Annotated in this window: 16 protein-coding genes; 11 read left to right on the forward strand and 5 right to left on the reverse strand. The window is 38.0% G+C overall.

What is annotated here, in order from left to right:
- The first annotated feature begins 322 nt into the window (after positions 1-322).
- The 4 genes from CBE70_RS12955 (at position 323) to hemN (ending at position 4,252) form a co-directional block, all read left to right on the forward strand.
- Positions 323-997 carry a CsgG/HfaB family protein gene (locus CBE70_RS12955; protein ID WP_100159734.1) on the forward strand — a complete coding sequence of 225 codons (675 nt, stop codon included), beginning with the start codon at positions 323-325 and terminating at the stop codon, positions 995-997.
- 23 nt (positions 998-1,020) lie between these two features.
- Positions 1,021-1,374 (forward strand): DUF4810 domain-containing protein, encoded by a 354-nt coding sequence (locus CBE70_RS12960; protein WP_100159674.1) that lies wholly within the window; start codon positions 1,021-1,023, stop codon positions 1,372-1,374.
- Positions 1,371-2,027: a DUF799 domain-containing protein gene (locus tag CBE70_RS12965; protein ID WP_100159675.1), complete on the forward strand. Its 657-nt coding sequence runs from the start codon at positions 1,371-1,373 to the stop codon at positions 2,025-2,027. Before CBE70_RS12960 ends, CBE70_RS12965 begins: the two co-directional genes overlap by 4 nt.
- Before the next feature lie 851 nt (positions 2,028-2,878).
- Positions 2,879-4,252: an oxygen-independent coproporphyrinogen III oxidase gene (gene hemN / locus CBE70_RS12970; RefSeq protein WP_100159676.1), complete on the forward strand. Its 1,374-nt coding sequence runs from the start codon at positions 2,879-2,881 to the stop codon at positions 4,250-4,252.
- A 19-nt stretch (positions 4,253-4,271) separates the two neighbouring features.
- Here hemN and glnG read toward each other — a convergent pair whose 3' ends face one another.
- From glnG to glnA, 3 genes are all read right to left on the reverse strand, one after another.
- Positions 4,272-5,696, reverse strand: coding sequence for a nitrogen regulation protein NR(I) (gene glnG / locus CBE70_RS12975; RefSeq protein WP_100159677.1), 1,425 nt, complete (start codon positions 5,694-5,696; stop codon positions 4,272-4,274).
- A gap of 10 nt (positions 5,697-5,706) precedes the next feature.
- Entirely contained in the window at positions 5,707-6,753 is a 1,047-nt protein-coding gene (gene glnL / locus CBE70_RS12980; RefSeq protein WP_100159678.1) for a nitrogen regulation protein NR(II), read from the reverse strand.
- Between the two features lie 185 nt (positions 6,754-6,938).
- Positions 6,939-8,348 carry a glutamate--ammonia ligase gene (gene glnA / locus CBE70_RS12985; protein ID WP_088494326.1) on the reverse strand — a complete coding sequence of 470 codons (1,410 nt, stop codon included), beginning with the start codon at positions 8,346-8,348 and terminating at the stop codon, positions 6,939-6,941.
- A gap of 359 nt (positions 8,349-8,707) precedes the next feature.
- On the opposite strand from glnA, the gene typA reads away from it, so the two are divergent.
- The 7 genes from typA (at position 8,708) to rluF (ending at position 15,788) form a co-directional block, all read left to right on the forward strand.
- On the forward strand, positions 8,708-10,543 hold the full coding sequence (gene typA / locus CBE70_RS12990; protein WP_088494327.1) for a ribosome-dependent GTPase TypA: 1,836 nt from the start codon (positions 8,708-8,710) through the stop codon (positions 10,541-10,543).
- 328 nt (positions 10,544-10,871) lie between these two features.
- A complete protein-coding gene (locus tag CBE70_RS12995; protein ID WP_100159679.1) occupies positions 10,872-11,180 on the forward strand; it encodes a helix-turn-helix domain-containing protein in 309 nt (102 codons plus the stop codon).
- 3 nt (positions 11,181-11,183) lie between these two features.
- Entirely contained in the window at positions 11,184-12,266 is a 1,083-nt protein-coding gene (locus CBE70_RS13000; protein WP_332835633.1) for a type II toxin-antitoxin system HipA family toxin, read from the forward strand.
- A gap of 383 nt (positions 12,267-12,649) precedes the next feature.
- On the forward strand, positions 12,650-13,267 hold the full coding sequence (gene yihX / locus CBE70_RS13005; protein WP_100159680.1) for a glucose-1-phosphatase: 618 nt from the start codon (positions 12,650-12,652) through the stop codon (positions 13,265-13,267).
- 67 nt (positions 13,268-13,334) lie between these two features.
- Positions 13,335-13,772 (forward strand): D-aminoacyl-tRNA deacylase, encoded by a 438-nt coding sequence (gene dtd, locus CBE70_RS13010; RefSeq protein WP_100159681.1) that lies wholly within the window; start codon positions 13,335-13,337, stop codon positions 13,770-13,772.
- 36 nt (positions 13,773-13,808) lie between these two features.
- Positions 13,809-14,723, forward strand: coding sequence for a fatty acid biosynthesis protein FabY (gene fabY, locus CBE70_RS13015; RefSeq protein WP_100159682.1), 915 nt, complete (start codon positions 13,809-13,811; stop codon positions 14,721-14,723).
- Positions 14,724-14,906: 183 nt separating this feature from the next.
- The gene (gene rluF / locus CBE70_RS13020; protein WP_098941675.1) at positions 14,907-15,788 is read left to right on the forward strand and encodes a 23S rRNA pseudouridine(2604) synthase RluF; all 882 of its coding nucleotides are present in this window, start codon (positions 14,907-14,909) and stop codon (positions 15,786-15,788) included.
- Positions 15,789-15,880: 92 nt separating this feature from the next.
- Here the strand turns inward: rluF and CBE70_RS13025 are convergent, their stop codons facing one another.
- Together CBE70_RS13025 and CBE70_RS13030 are read right to left on the reverse strand one after the other, a co-directional pair.
- Positions 15,881-16,120, reverse strand: coding sequence for a hypothetical protein (locus tag CBE70_RS13025; RefSeq protein WP_088494331.1), 240 nt, complete (start codon positions 16,118-16,120; stop codon positions 15,881-15,883).
- 87 nt (positions 16,121-16,207) lie between these two features.
- Entirely contained in the window at positions 16,208-17,884 is a 1,677-nt protein-coding gene (locus tag CBE70_RS13030) for an AsmA family protein (RefSeq protein WP_100159683.1), read from the reverse strand.
- Positions 17,885-17,906 lie beyond the last annotated feature (22 nt).

The raw sequence follows: 17,906 nt of genomic DNA on the forward strand, positions 1-17,906 counted from the left end.
ATAAATTATCTTCCATTTTTTTATAGGTTTAATTTTAAACTGACTTAAGGGATATTGAAAAAATAATAGATAAAGCATTCTCTATTTTATCTCTATATTTATTTGTTATTATTTTTATCATCCATCTTCTATTCTCCCTATCATCAATTGCCTTTATATTATCAAATAAGAGTTGATAGCCTTTTAACCTTATTATTATTGGGGTTTTAAGGGGGCTCCCACGAGCTAAAACTGAAAAGCATTATTTCCGTTTATATCAACTCTACTTCAATTAATAGAATGAATATCTATGGGTTTATTTCACCTTTATTGGGTTATTAATATGAATTTAAATAAATTATCGTTTGGTTTGATCATGATTTCTGCTTCATTACTAGCAGGGTGTGCATCAGAATCTTCACGCTCTTTAGAAGTGGCTAAAGTAGCAACCTATAACACAACTTATACAGGCGCTAAGAGCGCGATTTCTATCGGTAAGTTTGATAACCGTTCTAGTTATATGAATGGAATATTCTCTGATGGAGTTGATAGATTAGGAAATCAATCCAAAACTATTTTAATGACGCACTTACAACAAACAGGGCGTTTTAATGTATTAGATAGAGCTAATTTATCTGAATTAAAAGAAGAAGCCGGCATTAAAGGGCAAAGCCAACAATTGAAAGGCGCTACTTATGTGATCACTGGTGACGTGACAGAATTTGGCCGTAAAGAAGTCGGTGATCGTCAATTATTCGGTATTTTAGGTCGCGGTAAAACACAAGTTGCTTACGCAAAAGTGAATTTAAACGTTGTGAATGTGAATACATCAGAAGTGGTGTTCTCATCCCAAGGTGCGGGTGAATACGAGCTTTCTAACCGTGAAATCATTGGATTTGGTGGAACAGCAAGCTATGACTCAACACTGAACGGTAAAGTGCTTGATTTAGCTATTCGTGAAGCGGTTAATAACTTAGTTGCAGGTATTGAGAGCAATGCTTGGCAGCCTTCAAAATAATGCACCTTTATAAGGATATAACGATGTCTAAATCATTAATAAGCCTTATTTTTGGGGCATTATTACTGACGGGCTGTGCAAGTGGCCCTAAACCACTTTATAACTGGGATAGTTATCAACAAGTGGTATATCAGCACTATCAACAAAGTGAAAGTGATCCTCAAGCACAAATTGATGCATTGAAGAAAAGTATTGAGCTTTCTCGTGCTAAATCATTAGGTATTCCGCCAGGATTACATGCGCATTTAGGCATGTTGTATGGTGCGACGGGCGCGTTAGATTTAGCGATGGCAGAATTTAATGAAGAAAAAGTACTTTACCCTGAATCAGCGGAATTTATGGATCGCCTGATGAAAAATAAAGGAATGCAAAAATGAGTCGCTTATTCACTTTAATTTGCTTGGCTTTTGCGTTGGTATTAACGGGGTGCGCCCAGCCTGTTAAAACAGATTACACTGCATTTAAACAGAGTAAACCAAAAAGCATTTTAGTCTTAGTGCCTCAAAACCACACAACGGAAGTTGGAGCAGGGCACAGTTTCTTATCTCAAGTGACATATCCTTTGGCAGAAGCGGGATATTATGTTTTCCCAGTTGCTGTCGTTGAAGAGACATTTAAGCACAATGGTTTATCCATGGCTGGGGATATTCATGCAGTAAGTCCTAATAAGCTACGTGAAATCTTTGGTGCTGATGCTGTTTTATACTTAGATATCACAGAGTTTGGAACGTCATATCAAATTATTTCTAGTGATACGCGAGTTACTGTTACTGCTAAACTTGTTGACCTTCGTAATGGTGGCTTGTTGTGGAGTAGTTCTGCAACGGCATCAAGTACCGAAACAGATGGTTCATCAGGTAGTTTAGTTGGGATGTTGGTTTCAGCTGTTGTGAATCAAATTGTGAATACAGTATCAGACAAAAGCTACCAAATTGCAGGCATAACAAGTGTACGTTTACTTTCAGCAGGAAATGCGAACGGTATTCTATATGGCCCTCGTTCTCCTAGTTATGGTAAAGATGCAAAATAAGCAAATGCAATAAATAAGCATAATAATGAAAAGGTTCTGTTTAATTAGTTTAAAATAAGCAGAGCCTTATTTTATTTACAGATAATAATTATTCTTATTTGATGTTGAGTAATACTATCTATATTCATCACAGAGTAAATATGAAATAGAGAGTAAATAAAAAAGAGGAGTTGTTATTGAAAAGATAAACCATCCTTGGTTGCTAGTCCGTTTCCTTCCGTGGTTAATAATCCATAATTCGGGTATATAAAAGAGACTGATTAAATAAGAGAAACGTCAAAGAGAATAAGATAAGGTATGGGGGATGCTATCTTTCCTTGTAATATAGCGACCTTTATTCTTTAAATAGTCCTCAAATTTAAATCAAAACACGACTTAGTTGGATATTAATCAATGTTTGTCTCTAGGATATGTAATATTATAATTTAGGTAAAGATATAATTGTTACTATTATTGTAATCATCGAATTAAGAAGGAATAAAAAAATAATAAAACTAATATAACGAGATATTTAATTAATTTAAATCGTATTTTGAGTAATATATCGTTTTAAACTCGGCGTAAAAGTGTTCTTCTAATATTTCACGATGAATTAAAACTACTAACATATTGAATAAACTTAATTTATTCATGAATATCTTTAATGGATAAGACTATTTTTACATAATGTGATTTACATCACGCCATATATTTGAGTGTTATCGCCTATCAATAAAAAGATAAGGATTTATACGATACCTCTTTCGATCATATTCAGTTCCCGATTTATTGGTTACACTATTCTTTCAGATATTCATAATGTCTGTTTGCTGGTATGAAATATCAGCGGTTCACTTTTGGAAGGTAGAGGCATGTCAGAACAAACAATTATTTGGGATCTTGACCTGATCCATAAGTATAACTATTCAGGTCCTCGCTATACATCATACCCAACAGCATTAGAGTTTAATCAGCAATATGGCGATGATGATTTTATCAAAGCGACTCAACGCTATCTTGAGCGCCCTTTATCGCTTTATATTCATATTCCTTTCTGCCATAAGCTTTGCTATTTCTGCGGCTGTAATAAAATTATTACGCGCCATAAACATAAAGCAGATGAATATCTTGATGTTTTAGAAAAAGAAATTATTAACAGAGCACGCTATTTTAAAGACAGAAAAGTGACTCAAATGCATTGGGGTGGGGGGACACCTACTTTTCTGGATAAGCAACAAATTAGCCGATTGGTTTCGCTATTACGTCACCATTTTCATTTTGTTGATAATGCAGAACTCTCTATTGAAATTGATCCTCGTGAAATTGAGTTAGATGTTATCGACCATCTACGTCATGAAGGATTTAATCGCCTGAGTATGGGGGTGCAAGATTTCAATAAAGAAGTGCAGCAAAAAGTAAATCGTGAGCAAGATGAAGCGTTTATTTTTGCATTGGTAGAGCGTGCGCGTGACGTGGGTTTTCACTCCACCAGCATTGACTTAATTTATGGTTTACCTAAGCAAACTAAAGAGAGTTTTGCCTTTACATTAAAACGCGTTATTGAATTATCACCAGATAGATTGAGTGTTTTCAATTATGCGCACTTACCTAATTTATTTGCGGCTCAGCGTAAAATTAAAGATGAAGATCTCCCTTTAGCAGAAGAAAAGTTAGAAATATTACAAGAGACAATTTCTACCCTGACAACAAACGGTTATCAGTTTATTGGTATGGATCACTTTGCTAAACCTGATGATGAATTAGCGGTTGCTCAGCGTAAAGGTATTTTACACCGTAATTTCCAAGGCTATACCACTCATGAAGAGTGTGATTTATTAGGCATGGGAGTTTCTGCAATAAGTATGTTAGGCGATAACTATGCGCAAAATGAAAAAGTATTGAAAGAGTACTATGCGCGAGTTAATAGCGAAGGAAATGCACTATGGCGAGGTTTATCTCTGACTAATGATGATTGTATTCGCCGTGATGTGATTAAGACCTTAATTTGTAATTTTAGTCTGCGTTTTTCTGATATTGAAAAAATGCACAATATCGCCTTCCATGACTATTTTAAAGAAGATCTAGAATTACTTGTGCCAATGAAGGATGACGGTTTAGTTGAAATAACAGTAGACGGCATTCAAGTTACGCCACGAGGACGTTTGCTTATTCGCAATATTTGTATGTGTTTTGATACCTATTTACGAAATCAAATGCGTCAACGTCAATTCTCGCGTGTAATTTAATGGATGATGGGGTGGAGGATCAATATTCCTCTATCCCTAACTCTTTTAATTTACGGGTTAGCGTATTTCTGCCCCAACCTAATAATCTTGCTGCATCTTGTTTATGCCCTTGCGTATATGCCAAGGCACTGAGTAATAGTGTGCGTTCAAATTGAGGGAGAGCATCTGTTAAGATGTTTTCTTTCCCTTCTCCTAATGCTTCATCTGCCCATAATGAAAGATGTTGTGACCAATGTTGAGAAGAAGCAATTCGATTGATGTTTTTGGCTTTTTCATCAGGTTGGCGAATTTCTTGTGGTAAATCTTGAGGCATAATCTCTTGGCTTGCCGTCATTACCGTTAACCAGCGACACACATTTTCTAATTGTCTGACGTTACCTGACCAGTTGTATTCCATCATTATTTGTAAACTTTGCTGATGAAGAATTTTGGCTTCAACACCCAATTCTTTTGCTGTTTTTTGCAGAAAATAGCGCGCTAAGCTGGGAATATCTTCGGTTCTATCGCGTAATGGTGGTAACTGAATGCGTATTACATTGAGGCGATGATAGAGATCTTCACGAAAATCACCGGCTTGAACTCGCCTTTCTAAGTCTTGATGTGTCGCAGCAATAATACGCACATCGACTTTTACAGGGGCATAACCACCTACTCGATAAAATTGCCCTTCAGCCAGAACTCGCAGTAAACGTGTTTGAATATCAAGAGGCATATCACCAATTTCATCAAGAAACAGTGAACCACCATTCGCTTGTTCAAATCGGCCTTGGCGTACTTGAGATGCTCCTGTAAATGCGCCTTTTTCGTGACCAAAAAGCTCTGATTCAATTAAGTCTTTAGGAATTGCCGCCATATTTAGAGCGATAAAAGGAGAGGAAGCTCTTGGACTGTGGCGATGTAATGCATGTGCTACTAACTCTTTTCCTGTCCCCGATTCCCCATTAATGAGTACACTAATTGAGGAGCGAGAAAGCCGACCAATAATACGGTAAACCTCTTGCATTGCAGGTGCTTCACCAATCATATCTGTAACTGATTGCAGCAAGGTTTCATCGGTATTCGGTTGTTTTTGTTCGCGATAATGAGTAATGGCACGGTCAATTAATGCCAATGTTTCATCGATATCGAACGGCTTTGGTAAGTAATCAAAAGCCCCTTGTTGATAGGCATTAACGGCAGCATCAAGATCAGAATGTGCCGTCATAATAATAACGGGCAGAGTTGGATATTGTTCTTTAATTATTTTTAAAAGAGATAAACCATCTATATCAGGCATACGAATGTCTGATAACAACACATCAGGTATTTCTGTATTGAGTGCATTAAGCACATCATTCGCATGTTCAAAGGCTTTACAAGACATGCCTTCACGAGAAATAGCACGTTCAAGTACCCAGCGAATAGAGCTGTCATCATCAACAACCCATACATTTCCTTTTTGCATTGGCTATCTCCTACTTAATTGGTAAATAAATAGAAAACTCAGTATTTCCGGGCCAACTGGTAAATTCAATTTTACCTGCATGTTGATCCACTAAATTACGGGCAATAGAGAGTCCTAATCCATTACCTCCTTCTCTACCACTCACCATGGGGTAAAAAAGTGTATCTTGTAGATGAGGAGGAATGCCATCACCGGTATCAATGACATCTATGCGAGCCGCAAGGCGATGACGTTCGCCATGAAGTGTGATTTGAAAAGCAGTACGGGTACGTAAAATAATCGTTCCACCTGTTTTTTCAACGGCTTGTAATGCATTACGTGTAATATTTAGGAGTACTTGTTCTATTTGATCTGGGTAATGTGATAACTCGGGTAAGCTGGGATCGTAATCTTTTAGCAAGGTGACATTTTCAGGGCATTCGAGCGAAATAAGTTGAGCAACGCGCTCAACAACATGGTGAATACTCTGATGTGTTTTTGTTCCAGGATGCTGAGGGCCAAGTAATCTGTCCACCAGCACGCGTAGGCGATCGGCTTGTTCAATAATGACTTGCGTATATTCCGTTAAAGCAGGATCAGGTAAGGATTTTGCCAGCAATTGAGCCGCGCCCCGTAATCCTCCTAACGGATTTTTAATTTCATGTGCCAGCCCCCTAACCAATTCCCTAGCAGCCATTTGCTGTGCTTGTTGTATCTGCTCTTGGCTTAACCGGCGTTGACTATCCATAGGCGCCAGTTCCAGCAAAATATGTTGTTCGGAAATAGGTTGGGCACTGAGCGACATTGTGTGTGATTGGTTATTTACAACCAATATCACTTCATTGTCGGTAAAGCTTTGTCCATTCGCTAATGTTTCACGCATTAAATCAGCATCAAAAGAGTAATAGCTGAAAAGGGCAGTAAAAGGCGTTTCAAATAGTTTTCGACGGCTTTGTGCTAAAACCTGTAACGCAGAATGATTTGCGTAGCAAATAATAAACTCTTTGTTGATAACCAATACAGAGTGTATCAATGAGTCTAAAATTAATGTGTTGTCAGGTAAGTCTGCCGTTTCCATATTGAATACCTCATTGCACCATTTTAGTGCATCTTACCTTTATTACATTAATGAACCAATGCGTAAGTGAAAAGACTGACTCCTTAAATGGGAGAAAAGTGCCCATCCGAAGATGGGCAAAATAGCTTCACGGCAAAAAAAACAGTTTTACATCTAGGCTTAAGTGTTTATCAATAAAAATAGTCTTAAGCGCTGTAATACATTTCAAATTCAAGAGGATGCGGAGCCATACGTACACGTTGAACATCAGCACGTAATAATTCTAAATAAGCATCAATAGCATCATCAGTAAATACACCACCGCGGGTTAAGAATTCACGATCTGCATTTAATGTATTTAATGCTTCTTCTAATGAACCTGCGACAGTTGGGATCTCTTTCGCTTCTTCTGGCGGTAAGTCATAGAGGTTTTTATCCATAGCATCACCAGGGTGAATTTTATTGATAATTCCATCAAGGCCAGCCATTAACTGCGCAGCAAACGCAAGATAAGGGTTTGCTAAAGGATCTGGGAAACGTACTTCAATACGGCGCGCTTTCATGCTAGCAACCACTGGGATACGAATTGACGCTGAACGGTTACGTGCAGAGTAAGCCAGCATTACAGGTGCTTCAAAACCCGGAACTAAACGCTTGTAAGAGTTAGTGGTTGGGTTAGTAAACGCATTTAATGCACGAGCATGTTTGATAATACCGCCGATGTAATACAGCGCCATTTCAGATAATCCGCCGTATTTATCACCTGCAAACAGGTTTACCCCATTTTTAGACAGTGACATATGGCAGTGCATACCTGAACCGTTATCACCAACTAATGGTTTTGGCATAAAGGTCGCTGTTTTACCAAATACGTGAGCCACGTTTTGTACCACGTATTTATAAATTTGGGTTTCATCTGCTTTTTTGGTCATGGTATTAAAGCGAGTAGCCACTTCATTTTGACCCGCAGTTGCTACTTCATGGTGATGAGCTTCAACAACTAAGCCCATTTCTTCCATGATGTTACACATGGTAGAACGAATATCTTGTGATGAATCAACTGGTGGCAGTGGGAAATAACCGCCTTTCACCATAGGGCGATGGCCTTTGTTGCCATCTTCATATTTAGTATTTGTGTTCCATGCTGCTTCAATATCATTGATAGCGTAAGAAGCACCTGAAATATCGTTTTTGAAACGAATATCATCAAATAGGAAGAATTCTGGTTCTGGCCCAAACAGCACTGTATCTGCGATACCACTGGATTTTAAATAGTCTTCAGCACGTTTTGAGATAGAACGAGGGTCGCGATCGTAACCTTGCATTGTGCCCGGTTCTAAAACGTCACAACGAATAATCAGAGTTGGATCTTGGAAAAATGGGTCAAGCATTGCAGTTGTTGCATCTGGCATCAGCACCATGTCTGATTCGTTAATGCCTTTCCAGCCACCAATAGAAGAACCATCGAACATTTTTCCTTCTTCAAAGAAATCATCGTTAACCTGATGAGCCGGAATAGTAAGATGTTGTTCTTTACCGCGGGTATCAGTGAAACGTAAGTCAATATATCTAACTTTATGTTCTTCAATCATGGATAACACATGTTCAAGGGACATAGGAACTCTCCTGGCGAATGGTTTTATTGAGTGCAGTGGCCTTACACATTTTTCGGTGAATTTTTTGCTCACCTAAATTCTATTGCGAAAAGCATGCCAACTTATCTAAAAAGGGATATATACTGTATTGATGAAGTTTAGTGTAGAATATCTCCTGTGATTTTTTAATTATTGCACAAAGTTGGTGCAAATTAAGCCTAATTAGATGCACTATTTTGGTGCAACTGAACGGATGCTACTAAATTCTGAGGCGTGAAAAGGATCACAATTCAATTAATTGCATATTGTTAAGCAATCATTATTGTGATCTTGTTTAGTCTCTCGTCTAAAGCGTGTACAATACTGCGCTTATTTCTACAATGCCTGAGGCAAATTTTGTGATCGAAAACTTGCGTAATATCGCCATCATCGCCCACGTTGACCATGGTAAAACAACTATCGTCGATAAATTACTACAGCAATCTGGTACGTTCGGCGAACGTGAAACCGTTGCTGAGCGCGTGATGGACTCAAATGATCTCGAAAGAGAGCGCGGAATTACTATTCTTGCGAAAAATACAGCGATTAAATGGAATGACTATCGTATCAATATCGTAGATACCCCAGGACACGCCGACTTCGGTGGTGAGGTAGAACGCGTTATGTCTATGGTAGACTGCGTTTTATTGCTGGTTGACGCGATGGATGGCCCAATGCCACAAACTCGTTTTGTGACACAAAAAGCGTTTGCTAACAACTTAAAACCAATTGTTGTTATCAATAAAGTTGACCGCCCTGGTGCGCGTCCAGACTGGGTTGTTGATCAGGTATTTGACCTGTTCGTAAACTTAGGCGCAACTGACGAACAACTTGATTTCCCAATTATCTATGCATCTGCATTAAACGGTATTGCGGGAACAGATTACAATGACATGGCTGAAGATATGACTCCGTTATATGAAGCTATTGTCAAATATGTAGAGCCACCAAAAGTGGATCTGGAAGGTACATTCCAGATGCAAATTTCTCAGTTGGACTACAACAACTACATGGGTGTTATCGGTATCGGTCGTATCAAGCGTGGTAAGGTTAAACCTAACCAGCAAGTGACTATCATTGATAGCGAAGGTAATACTCGTAACGGTAAAGTCGGCAAAGTGTTAGGTCACTTAGGCTTAGAACGTATTGAAGTTGAAGTAGCAGAAGCTGGCGATATCATCGCAATCACAGGCTTAGGCGAACTGAATATTTCTGATACGATCTGCGAAACAGGTGCTGTTGAAGCATTACCTGCATTAGCCGTTGATGAACCAACTGTTAGCATGTATTTCTGTGTTAATACTTCACCTTTCTGTGGTCGTGAAGGTAAGTTTGTGACTTCTCGTCAGATTTTAGATCGTCTGAAAAAAGAGTTAGTCCATAACGTAGCATTACGTGTAGAAGAAACTGAGGATCCAGATGCATTCCGTGTATCAGGTCGTGGTGAGCTTCACCTGTCAGTTCTGATTGAGAATATGCGTCGTGAAGGTTACGAATTAGGTGTATCTCGTCCTAAAGTTATCTTCCGTGATATTGACGGCCGTAAACAAGAGCCTTTCGAACAAGTGACTATCGATATTGAAGAACAACACCAAGGTGATGTGATGCAAGCGATGGGTGAGCGTAAAGGCGAAATGCGTGATATGCAACCAGATGGTAAAGGGCGTGTACGTTTAGACTACATTATTCCTAGCCGTGGTCTGATTGGTTTCCGTACTGAATTTATGACCATGACATCAGGTACAGGTTTACTGTATGCAACATTCAGTCACTATGATGATGTTCGTCCAGGTGAAATCGGTCGCCGTAATAACGGTGTTATGATCTCTAATGGCCAAGGTAAAGCCGTTGCTTACGCACTGTATAGCTTACAAGACCGCGGTAAATTATTTGTTACTCATGGTGCAGAAGTTTACGAAGGCCAAGTAATTGGTATTCATACTCGCTCTAATGACTTAACAGTAAACTGTTTAACAGGTAAAAAGCTGACTAACATGCGTGCTTCTGGTACAGATGAGGCGACAACGCTGACTCCACACCTGAAACAAACATTAGAACAAGCGTTAGAATTTATTGATGACGATGAGTTAGTTGAAGTCACTCCGCAGTCTATTCGTCTGCGTAAGCGTTATCTGTCAGAAAACGATCGTCGTCGTGCTTACCGTAGCAAAGACTAATTCGTTATTCTGATAACATAATTCTTAGGGCGCGTTTAGCGCCCTGAGTTTATACTCGGTATCTGTTACTCAAATTATTTAGAGTATGTGGTACTAGTAGTACTATAAGACGAATGCGGTGGTTGATTTTCCACCGCATAAGTTTTTCCTTAATCACTCCCTTATTTCCCCTTTATATCCCACTTTTTTTATTTACAACTTAAGTGTTGTTTTTGCATAAAATACAACTTAAACGTTGTTTGGTAATTTAGATACAACTTATGAGTTGTATTTTCTGGAAATACAACTAAAGTATTGTACAAGTAACCAATACAGTTCCGAAGCACATATGAAAACGATTGATGAAATTGCTAGTTTAATAGCAGAGCAACGTAAAAAATTAGGCATTGAGCAAAAAGATATGTATCTACGTATTGGTATGAAGCAACAACAATACCAACGCATAGAATCAGGCAATGATATTAAACTCTCTACCTTATTAAGGGTGTTAGAAGGATTAGATTTAGAGTTATCAATTAATGCGAAAAATTCTAATGTAAATTCAGCTATTGTAGGCACTACAATAGCGAATAAAAGGGAAGTTGATTTGAACGATGATGTAGATGACCTCGATTTCTGGTTTAAAACAAAGGAATAGCCAATGATTAAACAGGTTGAGAAAGTGGAAGGGCTTAATATTCAGCTACATGGAATTAATGTTGCGATTATTGCACATTATGCTGGTGGAAAAAATATACTGACGTTCAATCCTCATTTTGTCGATATGCCAAAAGAAGATCGACCGACTTTCACACTAAGACAGTTATTTGATCCTGGATATTTAACTAAGCCTCAAATTCGAACACAGAAAATCTCGCCTGTACTATCTAATTTGTTACCTGAAGGTATATTAAGGGAATACACTACGGATGTATTGAAATGCCACATTGATAATGAATTTGCCATTCTTGCTTATTTAGGGACAAATTTGCCAGGAGCCATTTTAGCAACCCCGATAAAAGCAGGGGAAGTTCCCGATTGGGCGCTTGAATATCGTTTATCAACAGAACCTTTACAAATTGATGTTAAACATGTTGATAAGAAATTTTCATTAGTAGGAGTACAGGTTAAATTCTCATCATCTTTCATTAAAGGTCGATACTATATTGATGAAGATACTTCACAAGATATGTGGATTATAAAAACACCTTCTACTCTTCATAAAGGTGTTACTGCTAATGAATATACTTGTATGAAATTAGCGGAAAGTGTTGGCGCTGACATTCCCGAAATAAGACTTATTGCATTCAATAAGTTAAAAAATTTACCTGATATTCAATTACCAAATGAGCCATATGCCTATGGCATTAAACGTTTTGATCGTAGTCAGAAAGGGCGCATTCATACAGAAGATTTTGCTCAAGTATTCGGGTTATTCCCGTTGGATAAATATCAAAAAATTAACTATGAGCAAATAGGTAGAATTATTTATGAAACAAGTTCGGAACGCTTAAAAGATATTCAACAAATGGCTAGAAGATTACTTATTAATATTTTATTGGGTAATGGTGATGCCCATTTAAAAAATTGGACATTAATTTATCGTGATCGTATTTCACCTCGATTATCACCTTTATATGATGTTGTATTTACAGAACCCTATATCAAAGAGGATAAACTTGCTTTAAATATGGCAGGAACAAAGCAATGGTTTGATATTTCAATGGGATATTTTGAGCGTTAGGCTAAAAAAGCTGATTTACCTTGGGTTGCAATTAAACCCCATTTACGTGATGTAGTTATAAAAGCAAGAGAGCAGTGGCCTTCATTATTACAACAACTTCCAATGCTTGATGAGCATAAAGAGAAATTAATATTACATTGGGCGCAGTTGCATGATGATTTTAAAATCGTATAAACATAAATGAGGAAAGAACGTTTTATCATCACTTCATAATTCCATTCTCGATAACGATGCTTCTAGTCTCATTTTTGTCTTTTCCTCTTCTGTTTTTCTGTTTTACAAAAAAATTAAGTGTGATTATTGTACTTTTTTGGTGTTTAAGCCTGTTCAGTAAAGCGATTTATGATTAAAGTAAAATGAGTTTTCTATTATGGAGAGGATTTATGCTTTATATCTTTGATATGGGTAATGTGATTATTGATATTGATTTTAACCGAGTATTCGCAGTATGGAGTAAGCTTAGCGGTGTTCCATTAGCAAGCATAAAAAAGAACTTCACAGCAGGTGAAGTTTTTAAATTACATGAACGCGGTAATATTACAGATATCGAATTTGCTGAAGAAATTAACTCAGAACTTGGCATGAGCTTAAGCTTTGAGCAATTCGCTGAAGGATGGCAGGCTATTTTTATCGCAGTACGACCTGAAGTCATTGATATAATGAATAAACTAAGAGAGCAAGGACATCGGGTTGTGGTGTTATCAAATACTAACCGTTTACACCAAGATTACTGGCCAGAACACTATCCTGAAATTGCAGCTTCTGCTGATTTTCTCTACCTGTCGCAAGATCTTGGCATGAGAAAACCCGATCCTGAACTCTTTAAGTATGTTTTAGAATCTGAAGATGTTGAAGCTCAAGATGCCGTTTTCTTTGATGATGTAAAAGCCAATGTTGATGCAGCCATTGCTGTGGGTATGAAGGGTGTACATGTCATTGATAAGCAGACCGTCATTGATTACTTCAAAGATTATGATTTTTCTCTCCCAGTAGAAGAATAATGCTATTGTAAGGATAACAATGGATTGAATTTGTTATCCTTTTTTATTGATTTATTTTGGAGAGAGTATGATCGCGTTAATTCAACGAGTGACACAGGCAAAAGTGGATATTGCAGGTGAAACAGTCGGCGCTATTCATCAAGGCTTATTGGTTTTATTAGGTGTAGAGAAAGACGACAACGAACAGAAAGCGAAAAGATTATGTGAAAAAGTCTGTGGCTATCGCATATTTAGTGATGAAAACGACAAAATGAACCTAAATGTGCAACAAGCGGGTGGTAGTCTATTAGTTGTATCTCAATTCACACTTGCCGCGGAAACACAAAAAGGAATGCGTCCAGGATTTTCCAACGGTGCGCCCCCAGAATTAGCGAAAAATCTCTATCACTACTTTATTGAACAATGTCAGCAACAAGGTTTAGAAACACAAACAGGCCAATTTGCCGCGGATATGCAAATCACACTGACTAATGACGGCCCAGTCACCTTTTGGTTGCAGGTATAAAGTCGAACAGACAGTGATGTTAAAAGGAGCTCAGATATGTACCATTTACGAACCCCAAAAACAGAGGCAGAATTTGATGCCTATTATGCTTTTCGCTGGGAAATGCTTCGTAAACCGCTACATCAACCTGAAGGCTCTGAAAAAGACGGCTATGATACCCTCGCACATCACCAAATGGTTGTCGATGAAACAGGGCAACCAGTTGCAATTGGGCGACTTTATATTAATGCGGATAACGAAGGTGCTATCCGTTTTATGGCAGTACGTACAGACGCACAAGGCAAAGGCTTAGGTACTCTTGTTGCTATGGCACTAGAGTCATTGGCTCGCCAAGAAGGTATAAAACGGATCGTGTGTAGTGCACGAGAAGAGTCTGTAAGCTTCTTTGAAAAATTAGGTTATGAAAATTGTGGTTTAGTGACAGGTCCTCAAACGACACCCATTAAGCACTTTTTTATGAAAAAAAGTATTGAGTCTTTAGATGATATTCTTCATCGACCTGATTGGTGTGCGGAATTACAAAAACAATGGCATCAACATATCCCTTTAAGTGAAAAAATGGGGTTACGTATTACTCAATATACAGGAACCCGTTTTTATACCACTATCCCTGAAGCGGGAAACCAAAACCCCCACCACACTATTTTTGCAGGCAGCCAATTTTCACTCGCAACATTAACAGGTTGGGGTTTGATTTGGTTATTAATGCAAGAACATAAGCTGCAAGGTGATATTGTGTTGGTGGATGCGCATATTCGTTATCGCAAACCAGTATCAGGGCGTCCTGCCGCCGTTGCTGACATGGAAAATTTAAGCGGCGATTTAGGGCGACTAGCAAAGGGGAGCAAGGCACGAATTAAGCTAGATGTTGATATTTGTGGTGATGAAGGTGTCGGTGCTGTTTTTAGTGGTACTTATATTGTTTTACCTTCACAAAATAAGCAGTGCTAATCCAACTATCTATCTTTAGAGTAACTTAAAGGGAAATTACTATTTTCTTTTGGGTTATCTTCTCTATTTTCTGCGTTTTTTATTAAAAAAACAGAGTATAAAAAATCTATTCTTGAATGCTGGTGTTATAGAGTTTCTATCGCTATCCAATTGATGTATATTTCGCAGTTTACGGAGGGAAGCATGGACACCAATTTATCTACTCGTCTTAATAAATATATCAGTGAAAGCGGGATCTGCTCACGTCGTGAGGCTGACCGCTATATTGAGCAAGGACTTGTCCTTATTAATGGCAAACGCGCCGGTATTGGCGATCAAGTATTTGCCGGCGATGAAGTCAAAGTCAATGGTCGATTGATTGAAGCACAGGATAACTCTGAGCTGGTTTTGATTGCGCTGAATAAGCCTGTGGGCATTGTGAGTACCACAGATGATGGCGAAAAAGATAATATTGTTGACTATGTTAACCACAGTACCCGTATTTTCCCAATTGGGCGTTTAGATAAAGATTCACAAGGATTAATTTTTCTGACCAACCACGGTGATTTAGTCAATAAAATCCTACGTGCAGGTAATGATCACGAAAAAGAGTACCTTGTGACAGTGAATAAGCCGATCACAGATGAGTTTATTCATGGAATGGGTGCTGGTGTTCCTATCATGGGACAAAAAACCAAGAAATGTAAGGTCAAGAAAGAAGCGCCGATGGTGTTTCGTATTACCTTAGTTCAAGGGTTGAATCGCCAAATTCGTCGTATGTGTGAATATTTTGGCTATGAAGTTACTAAGCTTGAACGCATTCGCATTATGAATGTGAGCTTATCGGGATTACCTGTTGGTGAATGGCGTGATCTGACTGATGATGAACTAATTACTTTATTTGAAGCGATTGAAAAATCGACTTCCGAAGCACCACCAAAACCAAAGCAAAATAAGCCGAAAAAACAAATCAGTAGTAATGCGAAAGCATTGGGTATTCATATTCCTCAAACAAAAACTAAAGAAACGGAAAATAATTCCCGTAAGCGTTTTGTTCAGCCTGGTCGTAAAAAGAAAAAACGTTAATTTCATCAGTAAAAATGCGATAAAAACAAAAAAACACCTGAAAGGGTGTTTTTTGTTTGTTCTATTTAAGAGAAATTATTGCATCGGTAAAATTAGTCTAAATCAAGCTCATCTAATTTATTTTGGCGACGTTCAAGTACAATCGCTGCAAGTTCGGCATCCATAACTCGCTCAATCAAGGCATCATAGTCTTCTTTAGAAAGGCAATAGAACAACGGAGTTTTGTTGTCATCACACACAAGCAGTGTGCTGTTATCTTCAAGTGCAGTTAAAGGAGATTGTTGAAACACATTTAAAGATATTTTTTCAGGGGAAAAATCTTCGTCAGACATGAAAACTCCACAATAAAGAAAAGGGCAATAGCGCATTGTAACGCTTTTTATAAAGGGAGCAATCCGTGCTCCTGCGAAAGATCAATATTATAGGTGATTAATTATCTCGCCATTTTGTATCACTGAGTTGAGTATTTGTTGCTCACCTTTACTTCCCGTTAATGTGCCATTAAGTGTTGATGCCACTGGGCTTGCACGTAAATCACCTTTCAATTTTAGTGTGAATTGGCCTATTTCATCAGAGTAGGTTGTTTTTAAACCCAATGTATAAGGCGTTGATAAAGGTACATTTAGGCCATTAGCAATAAGTGAAAATTGGCGCTGTTGGTTAGATTGCACTAAACCCGCTGAACCTCGAACAATGCCATCACCAATAAATGCTGAATATTGCTCAACAATAGCGTTATCTTGTTGAGTGACAATTTTTAAATCAGGGCGACGTAATTCAATGCGATTTAACGTACCACTATCGGCATTTAACATGGCTGAACCTTGCCATAATCCCCATTCACCTTCTTTTGCAACCACTAAATTTTGCAGTTTTCCTGTTAAGTTAGTGAATTGGAATGGAAATTCTGGTGTGATATCAATCAAGATAGATTGATTAATAGATAACTGTTCAATAATGATATTTTGAATATTACTCTTGTTATCTATTGGTTTAGCTAAAAAAGTGAGCCAATTTTCAGGTAGTGTATATAAAATGCCTGATAGTGTGGCATCTTGGATGGTGATGGTTTTATTGTCTTGATCCCAATGACCAGCAAGCTTAATTAAGCCTTTTTCATAGCGTAGGCTGAGGTTATCTAGAGTGAGTTGATTGTTCTGCTGGTTAAGTTTTGCGATAAGATCAGTGAAGTGTTCATCTTGAAAAACAACGTCATTTGTATTGAGCTCGCCAGTTGTAAATGAAAGCACGTTATCCCATTTAAACTGAGAAAATTGCCCATCAAAACCACTGATTGCCCACTGTTTTCCTTCAGCAGTAAAGTCAACAATATTGAGTGCTCTTATGCTAATGCGGGGGTATTCAGAGAGCGACTGAATTAATTCGTCAAAGGTTTGCGAGGATTGCCAGCGCAAGCCATTCATATAAATTTCATCAAATTTCCATTGATTATCTTGATATTGTCCACTCAAGGAGAGTGAGCCATTAAGTAGGCGAGTACCTAATTTTTCTATTTGAATACTATTCGGCTGATATTGCCCAGAAATAATAAAGTTACTGAATTCATTATTATTTATCATGCCGTTAGCAATGGAAAATTGGAAATGGCCCGCTCCGATCAAGTCGGTTGATGTCGGGATCCATGGTGTGATCCCTCCCGTTACTTTCTTGGCATCAAAAGAAAAATCAGTTTTTTCACTGCTTAGTGCCATATTTTTAAATTGTAAGATGTCGGCGCTTAACGGTATTGAAGGTGTTTTGTCTGCAAAATCAATATTGCCATTTTCTAATGTAATTTTTTGCAGATGAGAAGGAGTGGTAAAAAATTGCCAATTAAACCGGATTTGTGCTGACTTTGCGGATACCGTGGCTTTATCTTGTTTAGGATTAACGAGGAGATCATGAACAATGACTTGCTCGGGTTGCATAAGATCATGCTCAATACCTGAAAAGCGAATATCATAGTCAGTGTATTGTGTCAGCCATTCACTGGTTTTTTGTGCGCCCCACTGAGTCTGAATAAAAGCGTAAATTATAATAATAAATAAAATAACGATAAGTATCAGAGATACCAAACTTTTCATCAGCCAGCGCATAACCTTTCTCCTGTTTTATACT

It is taken from the genome of Proteus columbae (genome assembly GCF_002777965.1).
Taxonomy (GTDB): domain Bacteria; phylum Pseudomonadota; class Gammaproteobacteria; order Enterobacterales; family Enterobacteriaceae; genus Proteus; species Proteus columbae.

What these genes read in the sequence shown, in the direction of transcription:
- CBE70_RS12955 (WP_100159734.1), top strand. Translation starts at nt 323, where the DNA reads ATGAATTTAAATAAATTATCGTTTGGTTTGATCATGATTTCTGCTTCA.
- CBE70_RS12960 (WP_100159674.1), top strand. Translation starts at nt 1,021, where the DNA reads ATGTCTAAATCATTAATAAGCCTTATTTTTGGGGCATTATTACTGACG.
- CBE70_RS12965 (WP_100159675.1), top strand. Translation starts at nt 1,371, where the DNA reads ATGAGTCGCTTATTCACTTTAATTTGCTTGGCTTTTGCGTTGGTATTA.
- hemN (WP_100159676.1), top strand. Translation starts at nt 2,879, where the DNA reads ATGTCAGAACAAACAATTATTTGGGATCTTGACCTGATCCATAAGTAT.
- glnG (WP_100159677.1), bottom strand. Translation starts at nt 5,696, where the DNA reads ATGCAAAAAGGAAATGTATGGGTTGTTGATGATGACAGCTCTATTCGC.
- glnL (WP_100159678.1), bottom strand. Translation starts at nt 6,753, where the DNA reads ATGGAAACGGCAGACTTACCTGACAACACATTAATTTTAGACTCATTG.
- glnA (WP_088494326.1), bottom strand. Translation starts at nt 8,348, where the DNA reads ATGTCCCTTGAACATGTGTTATCCATGATTGAAGAACATAAAGTTAGA.
- typA (WP_088494327.1), top strand. Translation starts at nt 8,708, where the DNA reads ATGCCTGAGGCAAATTTTGTGATCGAAAACTTGCGTAATATCGCCATC.
- CBE70_RS12995 (WP_100159679.1), top strand. Translation starts at nt 10,872, where the DNA reads ATGAAAACGATTGATGAAATTGCTAGTTTAATAGCAGAGCAACGTAAA.
- CBE70_RS13000 (WP_332835633.1), top strand. Translation starts at nt 11,184, where the DNA reads ATGATTAAACAGGTTGAGAAAGTGGAAGGGCTTAATATTCAGCTACAT.
- yihX (WP_100159680.1), top strand. Translation starts at nt 12,650, where the DNA reads ATGCTTTATATCTTTGATATGGGTAATGTGATTATTGATATTGATTTT.
- dtd (WP_100159681.1), top strand. Translation starts at nt 13,335, where the DNA reads ATGATCGCGTTAATTCAACGAGTGACACAGGCAAAAGTGGATATTGCA.
- fabY (WP_100159682.1), top strand. Translation starts at nt 13,809, where the DNA reads ATGTACCATTTACGAACCCCAAAAACAGAGGCAGAATTTGATGCCTAT.
- rluF (WP_098941675.1), top strand. Translation starts at nt 14,907, where the DNA reads ATGGACACCAATTTATCTACTCGTCTTAATAAATATATCAGTGAAAGC.
- CBE70_RS13025 (WP_088494331.1), bottom strand. Translation starts at nt 16,120, where the DNA reads ATGTCTGACGAAGATTTTTCCCCTGAAAAAATATCTTTAAATGTGTTT.
- CBE70_RS13030 (WP_100159683.1), bottom strand. Translation starts at nt 17,884, where the DNA reads ATGCGCTGGCTGATGAAAAGTTTGGTATCTCTGATACTTATCGTTATT.